The organism is Bradyrhizobium sp. TM233, assembly GCF_036247965.1.
Lineage (GTDB): Bacteria > Pseudomonadota > Alphaproteobacteria > Rhizobiales > Xanthobacteraceae > Bradyrhizobium > Bradyrhizobium ottawaense.
In genome coordinates this window covers 579,037-596,371 of record NZ_BTIG01000003.1, presented here as the reverse complement: position 1 = coordinate 596,371, position 17,335 = coordinate 579,037, and the positions used below count along the sequence as shown (strand labels likewise).

Here is a 17,335-nt window from a genome sequence, read left to right as displayed (position 1 = left end):
CCATGCAGCCTCGAGGCAAGATCGTCGTCGCGAGCCAGCATTATCCGCCGGATACGAGCACGACGGCTGCGATCATGGCCGAGATCGCCTGCCATCTTGCTGCCGAGCACGAGGTGGTCGTGCTCTCCGGCTGGCCGGGCGCATTGCCGGACTTGCAGACCGGTCCGGGCAAGCCGCGCGTCGTCGCGATCAAGAACCGCATGGCGGGCAAGGCGGCGCTGGTGCGGCGCGGGGCCTCGGAATTGCTGTTCGCGGCGCGCACGTTCTTCGCATTGATGCGGGAGCTTAAGGCAGGGGACGTCGTGCTCACCGTCACCGCCCCATTCATGCTGCCTTATGCGGTGGCGGCGGCAGCCAGGCTCAAGGGCGCACGCTCGGCGCTGATCATGCACGACCTCTTTCCCGACGTGCTGGTGATGGCGGGTCTGCTGAAGCCGGGCTCGCTCGTGACGCGGACGATGCGCGCCGCCAACAGCCTGATGTTCCGCGCGCTCAATGCCGTCATCACCATCGGCCGCGACGCAGAGCGGCCGCTGCTGAGCTATTCCGGAATGAGGCGGAACAAGATCCGCTTCATCCCGAACTGGGCGACGCTCGTGCCCGCGCCGCGGCCGGTCAATTCGGACAACCCGTTCCGCAAGGCGCTTTCGGCGCGCTTCATCGTCGGCCTGTCGGGCAATCTCGGCTTCACCCACGATCCGGAGATCGTGTTCGAGGCGGCGCGGCTTCTGAAGGACGAGGCCGACATTCACTTCCTGCTGTCCGGCTGGGGCATCGGCTTCGAACGGCTGAAGCAGTTGCAGGCGGCGGCGAACCTGCCCAATGTCTCCTTTGTCGGGCGGGTCGAGGATGCCGAGCTCGAGGCGTTCCTCGCCTCCGCCGATCTCTGGATCATTCCGTACCGGAAGGACGTTGCGGGCGTGTCGGTACCGAGCCGGTTCTATAATCTGCTGGCGGTCGGCCGTCCCGTTGTGCTGGTGTCCGAGCCGGAGGCCGAGGCCGCCTTGACGGTGGTGGAGAGCGGGCTCGGCTGGGTCGTGACGCCGGGCCGCCCGGACCAACTCGCCGCGGCAATCCGCGCGGCGTCCCGCTCCAACGACGATGCGATGACGGAGCGCGCGGTGAAGACGGCATTGCGATTCGACCGGACGACGGCGATGAACGCCTATGCCGGTGTGATCGACGAATTGTTGCGCACCCCGGACCTTTCGGAGCAACGATGAGCGAGAAGAAACCGGTCGTGCTGGTGACGGGAGCGAGCGGGTTCGTCGGCCATCATGTCGTGCCGGCGCTCCGGCGCGAGGGATGGTCGGTTCGCCGCGCGGTCCGCCGCGCGGAAGGTGCCGACGACGAAGTCGTGATCGAAACGATCGGTCCCGAGACCGATTGGCAGGCCGCGCTGGAAGGCGTCGACGCCGTCGTCCATCTCGCCGCGCGCGTGCATCACAAGCACGAGGAACATGCGGTCCAGCTCTACCGCAACGTCAACATCGCCGGCACGCTGCATCTGGCGCGCTGCGCGGCGACGGCCGGCGTGCGCCAGTTCGTCTTCGTCAGCACCGTGCTGGTGCACGGCCGCAGCAACGAGGGCCGCGCCCCGTTCAACGAGAGCGACATCCTGACGCCGCGCGGCCTCTACGGCATGTCCAAGGCTGCGGCCGAGGCGGGCTTGAGAACGCTGGCGCGCGACAACGACATGAAGATCTCGGTGATCCGGCCGCCGCTGGTCTATGGCGCGGGCGCCAAGGGCAATTTCGCGCTGCTGACGCGCGCGGTCCATCTCGGGCTGCCGCTGCCGTTTGCCGCGATCCGCAACCAGCGCGCCTTCCTTGCCGTGCAGAACCTGTCGTCGTTCATCCTGCGCCGGCTCGGCCATCCCGATCCCGCCAGCAATTTCGAGATATTCCTCGTCGCCGACAGGGAGCAGGTCTCGACGCCCGAATTCATCACTCGTCTGGCCGAAGCATCCGGCAAGAACCTGCGGCTGTTCGGCGTGCCGCCGGGTCTGCTCAGCACGCTGCTCAGCGTCATGGGCCGGCAGGATACGCATGACAGCCTGATCGGCTCGCTCGAGCTCAACATCTCCAAGGCGCTGGCGACCGGCTGGCAGCCGCAGGTCTCGCTCGACGAGGGGTTGAGGCTGGCGCTGTCGGCTCAGGATGCCTGAGGGCGGGAGAACCGCCGCAGCACGAAGGCGACCGCGACCACACCTGCGATCAGGGAGACGATCGTGACCGTTGTCGAGCCGGTGCGAACGACGACGACGGCAAGCAATGCCAGCACGAGATTGAGCGCGAACACCTCGCCGATCACCTGCTTGACCGTGAAGCCGTTGTCGGTGGCGCGCTGATAGAAGTGCGTGCGGTGCGCCGACCAGAATGGTTCGCGCCGCGCGATGCGCCGAAACAGCGTGATGGTGGAATCCGCAAGATAATAGGCGGGCAGCAGCAGCGCCGCGGCGGGCTGTCCGCGCCAGGCGAGCTCCAGCAGGCACCAGCCGAGCAAGAGACCGATCGGCAGGCTGCCGACATCGCCCAGGAAGACCTTTGCGGCTGGTCGGTTGAACGGCGCAAAGCCGAGCATGGCCCCGCACAGCGCCGTGGCGAGCAGCGCGGCGGACGGCGAGAGGTCGCCATACCATCCGAGCAATCCGAGCACGGCGGTGACAGGCACCACCTCCGCCACCGTCATGAGGTCGAGCCCGTCCATGAAATTGACGAGGTTCACGAACCAGATTCCGGCGAGCAGGATGAGGCCGCGCTCCAGCGCCAGCGGCAGGGCCGGCACGATGCGCGCGGTCTCCGGTGTCGTGAACACGACGGCCGCCACGGCTCCCGCCTGCAGCACGAGGCGGAGCAGCACGGGCAGGGGCCTGATGTCATCGACGAGCCCGACCATCGCGATCAGGACGGCGGCGCCGATCAGAGGCAAGGGAATCGCGCCGTACGTCCAGGCCGCCCAGGACGCAGCCACCAGCAGCGTGGCCGCGACAACCGCGATGCCCGCACCTTGCGGAGTCGGAATCTTGTGTGACGAGCGAGCGTTCGGACGCGCCAGTGCATAACGCTGCAGCAGCGGCATGCTGCACCAGGTGATGCAGGCGGAGATCAGCGCAGCCAGAACGGCCGGCGCAAGCGCGAACAGCACCAGTCCGGCCGCAAGGCCCGGACCCGCGACGAGGGTCGTCACTCCGGCACTCCGATCGGCGCCGACCCCTGCGCGGCTTTCTCCGCGCTGAGGATCCAGACCAGGCCGCCGAACGCGCCGACGATGAAGGACACGGCGCCGAACAGCAGCGAGACGTTGACGCCTTCGTTGGCGGCAAGTCCGGCGAAGCCGAACGCCAGGCCCATCGTGGCTTCGCGCACGCCCCAGCCGGCGATCGAGATCGGCATCATCGTGATCAGCATCACGGGCGGCACCAGCAGGAAGACGTCGCTGAAGCGAACCGGGGCCGCAATCGACTGCACGACGCACCAGGCGATGACGACGGCGAGCACGTGAACGAGCACCGACAGGATTGCGATGATCGGTCCGCGGCTGCGGCTGAAGATCACGCGGTTCGCGATCACGGCACAGGCGTGAATGTGATGCGTGGCCCACCAGGTCTTCAGCCAGCGCCATTTCAGCGCGCCGAAAACCAGGAAGCCGAGGCCGCCGGCGAGTGCCAGGAAATCGATCAGCAGCAGCGCCGAGCGCCCGTGCGGATCGGTGATGAGGGTGTAGCTCCAGGGCAGGCTCGCGACGATGAGAATCGCGAGCGCGATCAAGCCGATCGCACGGTCGACGAAGATCGAGTAGGTCGCCGCACGCCAGCCGGCGCCGGCGCGCGCGACCAACCACAGCCGGACCGCGTCGCCGCCGATCGCCGACGGCAGGGTCTGATTGAAGAAGGAGCCGATCACGTTGTAGCGCATGGCGCGGCCGAGCTCGAGCGGCGCGCCGCAGACGGCGCTGATCTCGCGCCAGCGCAGCACACCGACGAAGATCTGCAGGAAGGTGATCGCGATCGCAGCGCCGATCCAGAACAGGCTGGTCACGGTGAAGCGCGAAAACAGTTCGGACAGATCGACCTTGCGCAGCGCCAGATAGAGCAGCGCCGCGGAAATCAGGATTTTGGCCGTCGACAGCAGGATTCGGCGCATCTCGCCCGCATGAACAGGGTTTGCGAAGATTTGAGGCAACCCGACGCGAGCGCCGAATTCGGCCGCTTTGGTATGGTTTTGGCGCCGATCTTGCAATAGCCCTCGTGAACCCCTCGTGAACCCCTCGTGAGCCTCTCGTGGAGGGCCGTTATGGAGCGCGTGAGCCACGGCGGGCCTATTGCGATCACCTTGAGGTGGCGGCTAAACAGGATCGGGCTAGGGATCCCCAGGGAACAGGATGACGGATCAGGCGATTTTGGTCACCGGGGCTGCCGGCTTCATCGGCTTTCACGTCGCCCGGCAGCTCCTGGGCGAAGGCCGGTCCGTCGTCGGGCTCGACAATCTCAACAGCTATTACGATCCGGCGCTGAAGCGGGCGCGCCTGGCGCTGTTGCAGAGCGACCCCCGCTTCTCCTTCGTCGAGGCCGATCTTGCCGACCGCGAGACGATGGCGGCGCTGTTTGCGCAACATCGTTTTACGGAGGTCGTGCATCTCGCGGCGCAGGCCGGCGTGCGCTACTCGATCGAGCAGCCGCACGCCTATGCCGATTCCAATCTGGTTGGCTTTCTCAACGTGCTCGAGGGCTGCCGCAACAACGGCTGTCGTCATCTCGTCTACGCCTCGTCATCCTCCGTTTACGGCGCCAACACAAAATTGCCATTTGCGGTTGCGGACCGGACCGATCATCCCGTGAGCTTCTACGCTGCGACCAAGAAGGCGAACGAGGTGATGGCGCAGTCCTACAGCCATCTCTATCGCCTGCCGGTCACGGGCCTGCGCTTCTTTACCATCTACGGGCCATGGGGACGGCCCGACATGGCCATGTTTCTGTTCGTAAACGCCATCATGGCGGGCAAGCCGATCCGGCTGTTTAACCATGGCCGAATGCGTCGCGACTTCACCTATGTTGATGATGTCACACGTGTAGTATCCAAGCTGATCGATCTTGTGCCTGCGGACGATCCGGCTGCCGCAAATGCGCCGTTTAAGCTCTACAATGTCGGCAATCACCATCCGGAGGAACTGATGCACGTCGTCGGTCTTCTGGAGCGGGAGCTGGGCCGGACGGCGATCAAAGAATTGCTGCCGATGCAGCCGGGAGATGTGCTGGAAACGTTCGCGGATGTCGAGGATCTGATGCGCGACACCGGCTTTGCACCGTCAACGCCGATCGAGCATGGGGTCCATAATTTTGTCACCTGGTATCGGGACTACTTCAAGGTTTGAGATGACGATGGACAAACGCATTATCCCCCTGATCATGTGCGGCGGCGCCGGCACGCGGCTGTGGCCGGCTTCGCGCGAGGTGCGGCCAAAACAGTTCCTGCCGCTGTTCGGCACCCGCTCGACCTTCCAGGACACGCTGCTGCGCGTCTCCGATCCCTCCCTGTTCGATCGTCCGATCGTCATCACCAATGCGTCCTATCGCTTCATGGTGCTGGAGCAGCTCGCCGAGATCGGCATCGAGGCCGACGTGATCCTCGAGCCGATGCGGCGCGATTCCGGACCTGCGATCGCAGCCGGCGCCGTGTTCGCGCAGAACCGCGCCAGTGAAGCCATCGTGCTCGCGCTCGCCGCCGATCACGTCGTGCAGGACAATGCCGCTTTCGTCGCCGCCTGCCGCGAGGGCCGTAACGCCGCAAGCACCGGGCGCATCGTCACCTTCGGCGTCAAGCCGGAGCGGCCGGCGACCGAATACGGCTATATCAACCCGGGCGAGGTCATCTCCGGCGAGGTGCATGCGGTCGCGCGCTTCGTCGAGAAGCCGGACGCGGTGAAGGCCTCCGACTACGTCAATTCGGGCTATCTCTGGAACAGCGGCAATTTCATGTTTCCGGCCAGCGTGCTGCTCGACGAATATCGCAGGGTCGATGCGGGAAGCGTCGAGGCCGTCACCAGCGCCGTCAACAATGCCGGCCGCGATCTCGGCTTCGTGACGCTGGAGCCGGAGGCGTTCGGCGCGGCCAAGGCGATCTCGATCGACTATGCCGTGATGGAGAAGACCTCGCGCGCCGCGGTGGTGCCGGTGTCGTGCGGCTGGTCCGACGTCGGCTCCTGGCACGCGGTGTGGGAGCTCTCCGACAAGGACGCGCAAGGCAATGCGTCGCACGGCGCTGCGGTGTTCGAGGATTCCCGCAACTGCAACGTCACGACCGATTCCGCGTTGGTCGCGCTCGAAGGCGTCGACGATCTCGTCGTGGTCGCGACCGCCGATGCGGTGCTGGTCTCGCGCCAGAAGGATGCCAACGGCTTGAAGCGTCTCGTCACGAAGCTGAAGGCGGTCGCGCCGAAGGTCACCGAGGAGCATCTCAAGGTGCATCGGCCCTGGGGCAGCTATCAGTCGGTCGACAATGGCGAGCGCCACCAGGTCAAGCGCATCGTGGTGAAGCCGGGCGGGCGGCTGTCGCTGCAGAAGCACCATCATCGCGCCGAGCACTGGATCGTGGTTCGCGGCGCCGCCCGCGTCACCGTCAACGAAACCGTGAAGACCGTGCACGAGAACGAGTCGATCTACATCCCGATGGGCGCCGTGCACCGGATGGAGAACCCCGGTAAAATCATGCTGGAACTGATCGAGGTCCAGACTGGCAGCTATCTCGGGGAAGACGACATCATCCGGATTGAAGACGACTATCAAAGGTCGTAATCAGCAAACTCCGAATCACGCGACCCGGGCCAAATAGGCGATATTTTCGGCTTAAGGCCCGGGGAACGTGTAACTTTTTGAATCAAATCGTGTCCGGGCCGCCAAGGCGGCATTCGCCACAAATGTGGCGTCCGTGCTAGAAGCGCGCCGGGGATTTGCGTTGAATCGGGGTTTGCTCAAATGAGTTCCAAAGGATCTGCACCGGCAAAGGCCGGCTTGCGCGTTGGCGTCATTGGCGCCGGCGTGATGGGCAGCAACCATGCGCGCGTGCTGGCGGGTCTTCCCGGCGTCAGCCTCGTCGGCGTCGTCGATCCTTCGCCGGCCCATCGCACACGCGCGACCGAGCTTGCCAATTGCGCGAGTTTCGAGACGCTCGACCAGCTCTTCGCCGAAGGCATCGATGCCGTCACCATCGCAGCTCCCACCCACCTGCATCACGAGGTCGCGCTCGCCTGCATCGCCAAGAACATTCATGTTCTGGTCGAGAAGCCGATCGCATCCACGGTGGAGGAGGGCCGCGAGATCGTCGCTGCCGCGCAAAAGGCCGGCGTCACGCTGATGGTCGGCCACGTCGAGCGCTTCAATCCGGCGGTCGCCGCCGTCAAGCAGGCGATCGCTGGCGAAGACATTCTTTCCATCGCGATCACCCGCGTCGGTCCGTTCCCGCCGCGCATGTCCAATGTCGGCGTCGTCATCGACCTCGCCGTGCACGACATCGATCTGATCCGCTGGTTCACCGAATCCGACATCGTCGAGGTGCAACCGCAATTGTCGAGCGCGATCGCCGAGCGCGAAGACATCGCGCTGCTGCAGTTCCGCACCGCCAACGGCGTGCTCGCCCACATCAACACCAACTGGCTGACGCCGTTCAAGGCGCGCAGCGTCACGGTCGCGACCCGCGGCAAATACGTGATGGGCGATCTCTTGACGCGCCAGGTCACCGAGTGCTTCGGCTTCAAGCCCGACGGCAGCTATTCGATGCGGCATCTGCCGGTTGGACATGACGAGCCGCTCCGCGCCGAGCTGATCGCGTTCCTCAAGGCCGTGCGTCACGGCGAGACGCCGGCGGTCACCGGTGACGAGGGCGTTGCCAGCCTCGAGATCGCGACGCAGTGCCTGGAGACGCCGTCACGGCCCGCGGCCAAATCGCCCGCCCTCAAGGGCCCGCGCCGCGTCGCCGGCTGAACCCTCTCCATGCCGACCACTCAAGAAGGCGCCAAGAACCAGACCATGAACCAGCATCTGCGTTCCGATCCCATTCCCTTCATCGACGTCGCCTCGCAGCGCCGCCGGCTCGGCGCCTCGCTCGATGCCGCGGTCAAGCGCGTGATGGACCACTGCCAGTTCGTCAATGGCCCTGAAGTCGCCGAGCTCGAGAAGCAGCTCGCGGCCTACAGCGGTGCCAAGCATGTGATCGGCTGCGCCAGCGGCACCGACGCGCTTCTCATGGTGCTGATGGCAAAGAACGTCGGGCCCGGCGATGCCGTGCTGTGTCCATCGTTCACCTTCATCGCGACCGCGTCGCCGGCGGCACGGATGGGCGCGACCCCCGTCTACGTCGATGTCGACGAGACGACCTTCAACATGAGCCCGGAGTCTCTGAAGCGCGGCATCGCGACCGCCCGCAAGGCAGGCCTGAGGCCGGTTGCGGTCATTCCGGTCGATCTGTTCGGCCAGCCCGCCGACCACGATGCCATCGCCGAGATCGCCCGGGCCGAAGGCCTGTTCGTGATCGACGACGCCGCGCAAGGTTTTGGCGCAAGCTACAAGGGCCGCAAGCTCGGCACCTTCGGGCTCGTCACCACGACCAGCTTCTTCCCCGCAAAGCCGCTCGGCTGCTTCGGCGACGGCGGCGCGATCTTCACCGATGACGACGAGCTCGCGGCCATCTTGCGCAGCATCCGCGTGCACGGGCAGGGCGTCGACAAGTACGACAACGTCCGCCTCGGCCTGACCGGTCGGCTCGACACCATGCAGGCCGCGATCCTGATCGAGAAGCTGAAGATCTTCGACGACGAGATCGCCGCCCGCAACAAGGTCGCGGAACGCTACGCGCGCGGCCTGTCCAACGTGGTCACCGTGCCGCGCCTGGCGCCCGGTAACACCTCGGTCTGGGCGCAATACACCATCCGCCTACCTGAGGGCACCGACCGCGACGGCTTTGCTGCCGCGCTAAAAGCCCAGGGCGTGCCGACCGCGATCTATTACGGCAAGTCGATGCATCAGCAGACCGCCTACAAGCAATATCCGGTCGCCGAGGGCGGCCTGCCCGCTTGCGAAAGTCTGTCGCAGGACGTCATCAGCCTGCCGATGCACGCCTATTTGACCGAAGCCGATCAGGAGCGAATCGTCGCCGCCGTCCGCGGCGCGCTTGCGGCCTGATTTCGCTGAAGGCGCGGGTGAGGGCTCTCTCCTCACGGGGGTTCTCGCGTGGGGAGACACCCTCTCCCCAACCCTGCCCCGCAGGCGGGGGAGGGGGCGGACCTTCGCCGCGGTTTGCACCTAGACCTATTCCCGGCATGCTCTAGAACAGTCCGCATGCTCGGACGCATCTTCACAGTCGGCGGATACACGCTGCTCTCGCGGCTGACGGGATTTGCCCGCGACATCATGCTCGCGGCGATCCTCGGCGCCGGCCCCGTGGCTGACGCCTTTTTCGTGGCGCTGCGGCTGCCCAATCATTTCCGCGCGATCTTCGCCGAGGGCGCCTTCAACGCTGCCTGGGTGCCGGCCTATGCGCATGTCCATGGCGAGAAGGGCGAGGAGGCAGCGCATTTGTTCGCCGACCGCATCTTCACGCTGCTCCTGGCCTCGCAGGTAGTGCTGCTCATCGTCGCCTGGCTCTTCATGCCGCAGGCCATGCGCATTCTGGCGCCGGGCTTCAGTGACGACGCCGAGCAGCGCAAGCTCGCGATCGAGCTGACCCGAATCACCTTTCCCTATCTGCTCCTGATCACGCTGGTGACGCTCTATGGCGGCATGCTCAACGTGATGCAGCGCTTTGCCAGTGCCGCGGCCGCCTCGATCTTCCTCAACGTTTCGATGATGATGACATTGGCGGTCGCCGTCTGGTTTCCGAGCGCGGGCCATGCCGCGGCCTGGGGCGTCCTGATCTCCGGTTTCCTGCAATATTTCCTGCTCGCCGGCGATCTCGCCCGCCATGGCGGCCTGCCGCGCTTTGCGCCGCTGAAACTCGACGAAGACGTTCGTAGCTTCTTCAAGGCGCTGGGCCCGGCGACGCTGGGCTCGATGGGCACGCAGGTCGCGCTGTTCGCCGACACCATCATCGCGACCTTCCTGCCCGCCGGCGCGCTGTCGGCGCTCTATTATGCCGACCGGCTCAACCAGCTCCCGATCGGCGTGATCGGCATCGCCATCGGCACGGTCCTGCTGCCGGAGATGTCGCGGCGGATCACGGCCAACGACCATGACGGCGCCATGAAGGCGCAGCGCCGCGCCTTCGATTTCACGCTGCTGTTCTCGATCCCGTTCGTTGCGGCCTTTCTCACCGTGCCCGACGCGATCATGCGCGCTCTGTTCGCCCGCGGCGCGTTCTCCAAGGCCGATGCGGCCGCCGCCGGCGCCACGCTCGCGGCCTATGCCATCGGCCTCATTCCCTTCGTGCTGATCCGCAGCGCGGTTGCGACCTTCTATGCCCGCAAGGATACGGCAACGCCGGTGCGGGCGTCGCTGACGGGCATTGCGGTCAATGTCGCGCTGAAGGTCGCCTTGATGGGATCGCTGGCCCAGATCGGACTTGCGCTCGCAACCGCCGTCGGCGTCTGGACCAATCTGTTGCTGGTGCTGTTCTTCGCCGTGCGGCGCGGCTTTCTCGTGCTGGACCGCGTCTGGCTGATGTCGCTGGCCAAATTCCTGCTGACAGGGATCATTCTCGCCGCCGCCTTCTGGCTGATCGCGCGCTTCAGTGGATCTGCGCTGGGCGTGATGCATTTCCGGGACGAGGTGACGCTGGTTCTGCTCGCGGTCGGGGGCACGATCGTCTACGCGCTTGCGATCCTCATCCTGTTCGGCCGCAGCTGGCTGGTTTCGCTGGTGCGCGGCTAGGCGTGTGCCGAAAGCCAGCACGCCTAGCCCGCCGTCGCCGCGCCGAAGAATCGCTTTGAACGCGGCCAACGCCGTGAGCGGATGGACCGTTTGTTGGGTCTCCGAGGCAGCAGGGGTCTCCAGCGCCTCATGCCCCGCCGGGCGGCCTTCATGCGGTTCGCCAATCGTGATACGATCTCGACATTCAGGTGCCGTCCTCAGATGGCAACGCGATGAGGCAGTGACCATGTCGTTTCGCTCTCCCTGGTCCACATCTCGGATCGATCAGTTCGCCACCGGCAATGCCGACCTGTTGATCCTGATCGGCCGCATCCTGCTTGCATGGGTGTTTGTTGGAAGCGCGTATGGAGCACTTGGCAACTTCAGTGGCTCAGTGGGTTATTTTCGTTCGCTCAACCTTCCAGCGCCGCAGCTGTTCACGACGACCACCGTCATCCTGGAAATACTGATATCGGTTGGTTTGATACTCGGCGTTGGTACGCGCTACTGCGCAATTTTGATTTTTCTATTTGTATTGTCGGCTACTGCAATCGCACATCGTTACTGGGAATATCCCGCCGGTCCGCAGCAGATCGGGCAGTACAATAATTTCCTGAAGAACATCTCGATATCAGGAGGCGCTCTGTTGATCCTGGTCACCGGAGGGGGCCGGTTCTCCCTCGATCGGAGGCTGGCAGGCTAGCAGCGTTGTTCGTTTCAGTCGCTTGTTCAGCCTGATAGCCAATAACTTGAGCTTGCTTCGAGTGAGCATCGTCGGCCCCAGCAGAGTTGCGAGAGGTTGCAGCCGCACGATGTGCCGCTTGGTCCGTTCGTCTTGACGCCATCAACGCGACGCGCAGCTCTGCCAGCTCGGCAGCTGCCAAGCCGTGCCTTTGCGACCGTTACTACGTCACTTCGTCTTGTGCCTGAAAGCAACCTCGAGCAGATGGCTGACGAGATTCGAGAGCGGCTTCAGGCGCTCGCTTATTATCCTGAAGGAAAGCATCAGCCACGTCGCGAGCGCGGCACACCACAACAGGATTTCCAATGTTTCGGGCATGAGGACACCCATTAAAGCATTACTTGAAATCCGAGCAGTGTTGCCGATCTGAACCCACCCGACAAGTCCTCCTAAAAGTGGCAACATGCTGAAACACTCGGAAGAACCCTTAGCTCGCCATGACAATCGCCTAAGCACGGCGTCGGAGCGTACGCCGGGAAGCTGGACCATTCTGCTGCTGGTGCTCTTCTTTGCCGCGCGGCACGGCTTTCTCGTGCTTGACCGTGCCTGGCTGATGTCGCTGGGCAAATTCCTGCTGACCGGGATCATCCTCGCCGCAGCGTTCTGGCTGATCGCGCCTCACCGCTTCAGCTCTCGCCTCGATGCGCTTCCACGACGAGTTGGCGCTGGTTCTGCTCGCGGTTGGGGGCACGATCGTCTACGCGCTTGCGATCCTCATCCTGTTCGGCCGCAGCTGGCTGGTTTCGCTGGTGCGCGGCTAGGCGAGATCAACAGGTTCGTCACATCCGCCTTGCCTGCGCTTGTATCGGAGCAGTGCTCTACTCGAAGGTACGTTTCTCATTCGTGATGCGCTCGTAGATATCGCCGGAAATCATGTGGCCAATGCCGCCTAGATCGCCGGGACTGCCGATATACCGGCGGCCCACGAGATGTGTGCCACCGGATACGTCCCAAAGCCGAAACTCGACTTTGATGCGATCATCGGGCTGACGGGTGATACGTCCGGCGAGCAACACCTGTGTGCTGGTTCTGCGCCAATCGGTAAATTCAGGCGGCACCTCGACATTCACGCTCTTTGTCAGGAATGCGACCTGATCAACCAAGGCGAACGCGCCACTTTGCTCGAGGTCAGAAGCAATGATCCGCGAGAGCGATTGGGTGAGCGCAATCTCCGAAGGGCCGGCTGCGGCAAAGTCAGGCAACGCTATCCGCACCGGCGGGCTCATTCTAAGAACCAGGTGCTGACGCCAAGGTTCGGCGCCCGCAGGCATACTGACCGCGATAACAACGGCGGCAGCGATGGTTCGAAAGCTGATCATGAAGCCCCGGAAGACAAGCTCCACGAGTGGAGGTGAGCATTCGGGCAGAATTTGGGGCATGTCCGCATAGCCTCGGAAAGTGCCTGCGCGCGAGAGGTTCGCCCCCAGGATGCACCCGACATTCGCACATCTCTTGATTTTGTGCGATCGCCGTGATAGGAAGCGCTCATGACTAAATGCTCGCGCACCATCAACCGCAACCACATGACCCGCTTCGGCTGGGCCGTGGAAGGAGTCGTGCGCTAGGATTTCGACGACGACATCTTTTCCACCAGGCCCCGCCGGCATCGGACGGGGCCTTTTGTTTGGCCACGCTCCCTGCCGGCTCAACAGCAGGAGCATCCGATGCCACCCCAACAGACGAACATCACATCCGCGACGGAGCGCGATGCCGCAGGGCTTCGCCTCGACTTCTCCATCGTCCTGAGCCTGCTCAGGCGCTACTGGCGTGCGTTTCAAGAGTGGCGGCCGCGCGCGCGGCTCACCTTGCGGGACCTGAGCGACAGGGAGCTGATGGACATCGGTCTGACGCGCGGCGAGATCGACGCCATCGCGCCTGAACGTGCCATCGAGAGGTTGAGAGATAGCACGAGGACTCTGTGGGGCCGCGGTGGGATGTGACAGGCCACCAATTCCTGCCGACCATTGCTGCGACAAGGAAAGGAGGCGATCATGATATCGCATGCTGCCCGCCCTCAGGCGGACGTGGAAATCCGACGATTGACGGTCGATGATCTCGACCTGTTTCGCGACATTCGCGCGGAAGCGCTTCGGACGCACCCTCAAACGTTCGGTTCTCCTGAAGAGGATGAGGGCGGGGAAGCGATGTTAGCGGCCTATCGCCGTTGGCTGGATGGAATGGTCCTCGGCGCATTCGAATGCGGGGGCTTAATGGGCGTCGCGGGCTTCTATGTCTCGCCAGATCGGCGATCGCAGCACAGGGGCCACATCTTCACGGTTTACGTGAGGGAGGAGGGCCGAGGTAAAGGGGTCGGAGATCGGCTCATCAAGGAGCTTCTTGCCCATGCCGAGGCACGCGTCGAGCAGGTGCATCTCGCCGTCCTGCTCGAATCGACCGCTGCAATCAACACCTACAAGCGTAACGGCTTTGAAATCTACGGTACCGATCCCGCCGCCGTCCGCATGGGAGAGGCCACCTACGACAAGTACTTTATGGTCAGGAAACTCAGCCGCTAACGCCATCCCGCGCGGCTGTCCGGCCCCTGGTCGCGCCAGAACCGTCGGGGGTGACTTCGAGTCATGGGCCTCAATGGGGGAACGGCCCGCCGGAAACCCGTTTGCCTTGCCAGTTTTTCCACGGCAATATGCCGGCAAAACAACCATAGGACGGGACAAGAAAAAATGGCGGCTCCCATCAAGTTCGGCGTTGGCCAAAGTGTGCTGCGCAAGGAGGATGACGCGCTCATCCGCGGCAAGGGCCGCTATACCGACGATTATGCGCCGCAGGCCGCGCTGCGCTGCCTGATGCTGCGCTCCCCGCATGCGCATGCCAAATACGCCATCGATGCGGGCCGCGCCCGCGGCCTGCCCGGCGTCGCGCTGATTCTGACCGCCGACGATGTCAAGGATCTCGGCAACCTGCCCTGCCTGTTCAATCTCGAGACCGATCCGTTCACCGGCCCGCCATACCCGATCCTCGCTGCGGGCGAGGTGCGCCATGTCGGCGATGCCGTCGCCTTCGTCGTCGCCGAGACCATCGACCAGGCCCGCGACGCGATCGAGGCGATCGACGTCAAATGGTCGCCCCTGCCGGCAGTGACCGGCGTCGTCAATGCCGTCAAGAAGGGCGCGCCGCAGGTGTGGCCCGACAAGGCCGGCAATGTGCTGTTCGACGTCTCGATCGGCGACAAGGCCGCAACCGAAGCCGCCTTCGCCAAGGCGCATGCGGTCGCCGAAATCTCCATCGTCAATCCGCGCGTGGTCGCGAGCTTCATGGAGACGCGCGCGGCCGTTTGCGAATACGACGCCAAGCGCGACCATCTGACGCTGACCGTCGGCAGCCAGGGCAGCCATCGCCTGCGCGACATCCTGTGCCAGAACGTGCTCAACATCCCGACCGACAAGATGCGGGTGATCTGCCCCGATGTCGGCGGCGGCTTTGGCACAAAGCTGTTTCCGTATCGGGAATATGCCCTCATGGCGGTCGCCGCGCGAAAACTGAAAAAGGCCGTGAAATGGGCGGCGGACCGCTCCGAGCATTTCCTTGGCGATGCGCAGGGCCGCGACAACGTCACCACCGCGAAGATGGCGCTGGCTGAGGACGGCAAGTTCCTCGCGATGGATTGCGACCTGATGGGCGACATGGGTGCGTATCTGTCGACCTTCGGCCCCTACATTCCCCATGGCGGCGCCGGCATGCTGCCGGGCCTCTACGACATCCAGGCCTTCCACTGCCGGGTGCGCACCATCTTCACCAACAGCGTGCCGGTCGATGCCTATCGCGGCGCGGGCCGGCCCGAAGCTGCCTATGTCATCGAACGTCTGGTCGACGCGTGCGCGCGAAAGCTCGACATGACGCCGGACGCCATCCGCCGCAAGAACTTCATTCCGCCGAAGGCGCTGCCCTACAAGACGGCCACGGGCAAGGTCTACGATTCCGGCGATTTCGCCGCGCATCTGAAGCGCGCGATGGAGATCGCGGAGTGGAAGGAGTTTTCCAAGCGCGCCAAGGCTGCCAAGAAGAGCGGCCTGATCCGCGGCATCGGGCTCGCGAGCTATGTCGAGATTTGCGGCGTGATGGGTGAGGAGACGGCCAATGTTCGCCTCGATCCCAATGGCGATGTCACTGTCCTCATCGGCACACAGTCGAGCGGGCAGGGCCACCAGACCGCCTATGCGCAGATCGTCGCCGAGCAGTTCGGCGTGGCGCCGGAGCGCGTCCACGTCCGCCAGGGCGACACCGACGAGATCGCCACCGGCCTCGGCACCGGCGGCTCGGCCTCGATTCCCTCGGGCGGCGTCAGCGTCGAGCGGGCGACGCGCGAGCTCGGCTCGAAGCTGAAGGAGATCGCGGCGCAGGCGCTGGAGGCCGGCGCCGGCGACCTCGAGATCTCGGAAGGCGTGGTGCGCATCGCCGGGACCGACCGTTCGATCTCGTTCGCCGATCTTGCCAAGCGCGCAAGCGCCGATCCGTCGAAGCTCAACGGCAGCGCGACCTTCGCCAGCGCCGACGGCACCTATCCCAACGGCACGCATGTGGCGGAGGTCGAGATCGATCCGGCCACCGGCATCATCAAGATCGTCAACTACGTGATCGTCGATGATTTCGGCAAGACGCTCAACCCGCTGCTGCTGGCCGGCCAGGTGCATGGCGGCGCCATGCAGGGCATCGGCCAGGCGCTGATGGAGCAGGTGGTCTATGGGCCCAATGACGGCCAGCTGATCACCGCGACCTTCATGGACTACGCGCTGCCGCGCGCGGCGGACGGTCCGGCTTTCGTGTTCGAGACCGCCAACGTCCCCTGCAAGACCAATCCGATGGGCGTGAAGGGGGCAGGCGAGGCCGGCGCGATCGGCTCCTGTCCGGCCATCGTCAACGCCATCGTCGATGCGCTGTGGCGCGAGTACAAGATCGACCACATCGACATGCCGGCAACGCCTGAGCGGGTGTGGATCGCCATCAGCGAGCACCATCGCCGTCACAGCCTCTAGGCGGCGATTCTTCCGCGGCGGGAATAAACGCTCGCTGCGGGGTTTCTATCCATGAATGGGCCCATCCTCACCTCTGCGAGCCGGAGACATTAGCAATGAAGCGAACGATGATTGTCGCGGGGACCATCCTGCTGGGTGCGGGCGCCGTGATGGCGCAGCAGGAGATCGCCGTTCAGCAGGACAATCTGATGCGCGGGATCGCCAAGAACCAGTACGGCATCATCCAGAAGATGACGAAGGGCGACATCCCCTATGACCAGAAAGCGGTTGATCAGGCCATCGCCAGCATGGAGGTCGATGTTGGCAAGATCGCCAAGACCTTCGAGGTCAATCCCAAGCAGGACGTGGTGAACGCGACCTATGGCGCCTCGCAAAAGGTCTGGCAGAACAAGGCCGATTTCGACTCCAAGATCCCGCCCGTGCAGAAGGCGATCGCCGATGTCAAGGGCAAGATCAAGGATGTCGCCAGCCTGAAGGCGGCCTATACCGCAATCAATGACCGCTGCAGCGATTGCCATGAGACATATCGGGTCAAGCTGAAATAGCGAGGCGCAATTCTCGCTCCATCCGGGCTACGGCGCCGATAAGGAATCGAAAAAGGCGGTTGCGAAAGCAGCCGCTTTTTTGCGCCGGCGCGAAGCGCGGCAGGAATTTATGTCCGCAAGGCCTGACGGATCGCTGTGAGAGCAGCTATCTTGGCTGCAGTCGCCGCGGCATTGACGTGAGCTGTTGGAAATTGGCGCATCTCGCTCCCGACGGCCTCAT

Annotated in this window: 16 protein-coding genes; 12 read left to right on the top strand and 4 right to left on the bottom strand. The window is 64.3% G+C overall.

All coding sequences use genetic code 11. The annotated features are described in order from the left end of the window. Nucleotides 1–2 precede the first annotated feature (2 nt). Both AABA86_RS09940 and AABA86_RS09935 read left to right on the top strand, forming a co-directional pair. Entirely contained in the window at nt 3–1,223 is a 1,221-nt protein-coding gene (locus AABA86_RS09940; RefSeq protein WP_338306579.1) for a glycosyltransferase family 4 protein, read from the top strand. Further along, nucleotides 1,220–2,167: an NAD-dependent epimerase/dehydratase family protein gene (locus AABA86_RS09935; RefSeq protein WP_212250596.1), complete on the top strand. Its 948-nt coding sequence runs from the start codon at nt 1,220–1,222 to the stop codon at nt 2,165–2,167. The genes AABA86_RS09940 and AABA86_RS09935 overlap by 4 nt, the downstream gene beginning before the upstream one ends. Here AABA86_RS09935 and AABA86_RS09930 read toward each other — a convergent pair. Both AABA86_RS09930 and AABA86_RS09925 read right to left on the bottom strand, forming a co-directional pair. Continuing rightward, nucleotides 2,155–3,189, bottom strand: coding sequence for an MraY family glycosyltransferase (locus AABA86_RS09930; protein ID WP_445083454.1), 1,035 nt, complete (start codon nt 3,187–3,189; stop codon nt 2,155–2,157). The genes AABA86_RS09935 and AABA86_RS09930 overlap by 13 nt on opposite strands. Further along, nucleotides 3,186–4,145, bottom strand: coding sequence for a lysylphosphatidylglycerol synthase transmembrane domain-containing protein (locus AABA86_RS09925; RefSeq protein ID WP_338306578.1), 960 nt, complete (start codon nt 4,143–4,145; stop codon nt 3,186–3,188). The genes AABA86_RS09930 and AABA86_RS09925 overlap by 4 nt, the downstream gene beginning before the upstream one ends. A gap of 238 nt (nt 4,146–4,383) precedes the next feature. Here AABA86_RS09925 and AABA86_RS09920 point away from each other — a divergent pair, with 238 nt between their 5' ends. The 6 genes from AABA86_RS09920 to AABA86_RS09895 all read left to right on the top strand — a co-directional run bounded on the left by AABA86_RS09920 (nt 4,384) and on the right by AABA86_RS09895 (nt 11,540). Continuing rightward, a complete protein-coding gene (locus tag AABA86_RS09920) occupies nt 4,384–5,373 on the top strand; it encodes an NAD-dependent epimerase (RefSeq protein WP_338306577.1) in 990 nt (329 codons plus the stop codon). Nucleotides 5,374–5,380: 7 nt separating this feature from the next. Continuing rightward, the gene (locus AABA86_RS09915; protein ID WP_338306576.1) at nt 5,381–6,793 is read left to right on the top strand and encodes a mannose-1-phosphate guanylyltransferase/mannose-6-phosphate isomerase; all 1,413 of its coding nucleotides are present in this window, start codon (nt 5,381–5,383) and stop codon (nt 6,791–6,793) included. 180 nt (nt 6,794–6,973) lie between these two features. Continuing rightward, nucleotides 6,974–7,978 carry a Gfo/Idh/MocA family protein gene (locus tag AABA86_RS09910; protein WP_212250588.1) on the top strand — a complete coding sequence of 335 codons (1,005 nt, stop codon included), beginning with the start codon at nt 6,974–6,976 and terminating at the stop codon, nt 7,976–7,978. A 9-nt stretch (nt 7,979–7,987) separates the two neighbouring features. After that, entirely contained in the window at nt 7,988–9,175 is a 1,188-nt protein-coding gene (locus AABA86_RS09905) for a DegT/DnrJ/EryC1/StrS family aminotransferase (protein ID WP_338306575.1), read from the top strand. Between the two features lie 156 nt (nt 9,176–9,331). Further along, nucleotides 9,332–10,858, top strand: coding sequence for a murein biosynthesis integral membrane protein MurJ (gene murJ, locus AABA86_RS09900; protein ID WP_338306574.1), 1,527 nt, complete (start codon nt 9,332–9,334; stop codon nt 10,856–10,858). A gap of 226 nt (nt 10,859–11,084) precedes the next feature. Then, on the top strand, nt 11,085–11,540 hold the full coding sequence (locus AABA86_RS09895; RefSeq protein ID WP_338306731.1) for a DoxX family protein: 456 nt from the start codon (nt 11,085–11,087) through the stop codon (nt 11,538–11,540). A 207-nt stretch (nt 11,541–11,747) separates the two neighbouring features. On the opposite strand, the gene AABA86_RS09890 is transcribed toward AABA86_RS09895, so the two are convergent. Together AABA86_RS09890 and AABA86_RS09885 are read right to left on the bottom strand one after the other, a co-directional pair. Then, on the bottom strand, nt 11,748–11,897 hold the full coding sequence (locus tag AABA86_RS09890; RefSeq protein WP_212250773.1) for a hypothetical protein: 150 nt from the start codon (nt 11,895–11,897) through the stop codon (nt 11,748–11,750). A gap of 500 nt (nt 11,898–12,397) precedes the next feature. Further along, complete coding sequence (locus AABA86_RS09885) at nt 12,398–12,958, bottom strand: hypothetical protein (protein ID WP_338306573.1); 561 nt, start codon at nt 12,956–12,958, stop codon at nt 12,398–12,400. A 285-nt stretch (nt 12,959–13,243) separates the two neighbouring features. On the opposite strand from AABA86_RS09885, the gene AABA86_RS09880 reads away from it, so the two are divergent. The 4 genes from AABA86_RS09880 to AABA86_RS09865 all read left to right on the top strand — a co-directional run bounded on the left by AABA86_RS09880 (nt 13,244) and on the right by AABA86_RS09865 (nt 17,115). Then, nucleotides 13,244–13,519: a DUF1127 domain-containing protein gene (locus AABA86_RS09880; RefSeq protein ID WP_338306572.1), complete on the top strand. Its 276-nt coding sequence runs from the start codon at nt 13,244–13,246 to the stop codon at nt 13,517–13,519. A 51-nt stretch (nt 13,520–13,570) separates the two neighbouring features. Further along, entirely contained in the window at nt 13,571–14,095 is a 525-nt protein-coding gene (locus tag AABA86_RS09875) for a GNAT family N-acetyltransferase (RefSeq protein ID WP_338306571.1), read from the top strand. Nucleotides 14,096–14,260: 165 nt separating this feature from the next. Then, nucleotides 14,261–16,570, top strand: a complete 2,310-nt coding sequence (locus AABA86_RS09870; protein WP_338306570.1) for a xanthine dehydrogenase family protein molybdopterin-binding subunit — start codon at nt 14,261–14,263, stop codon at nt 16,568–16,570. A gap of 95 nt (nt 16,571–16,665) precedes the next feature. Further along, nucleotides 16,666–17,115, top strand: coding sequence for a cytochrome c (locus tag AABA86_RS09865; protein WP_212250577.1), 450 nt, complete (start codon nt 16,666–16,668; stop codon nt 17,113–17,115). Nucleotides 17,116–17,335: the final 220 nt, after the last annotated feature.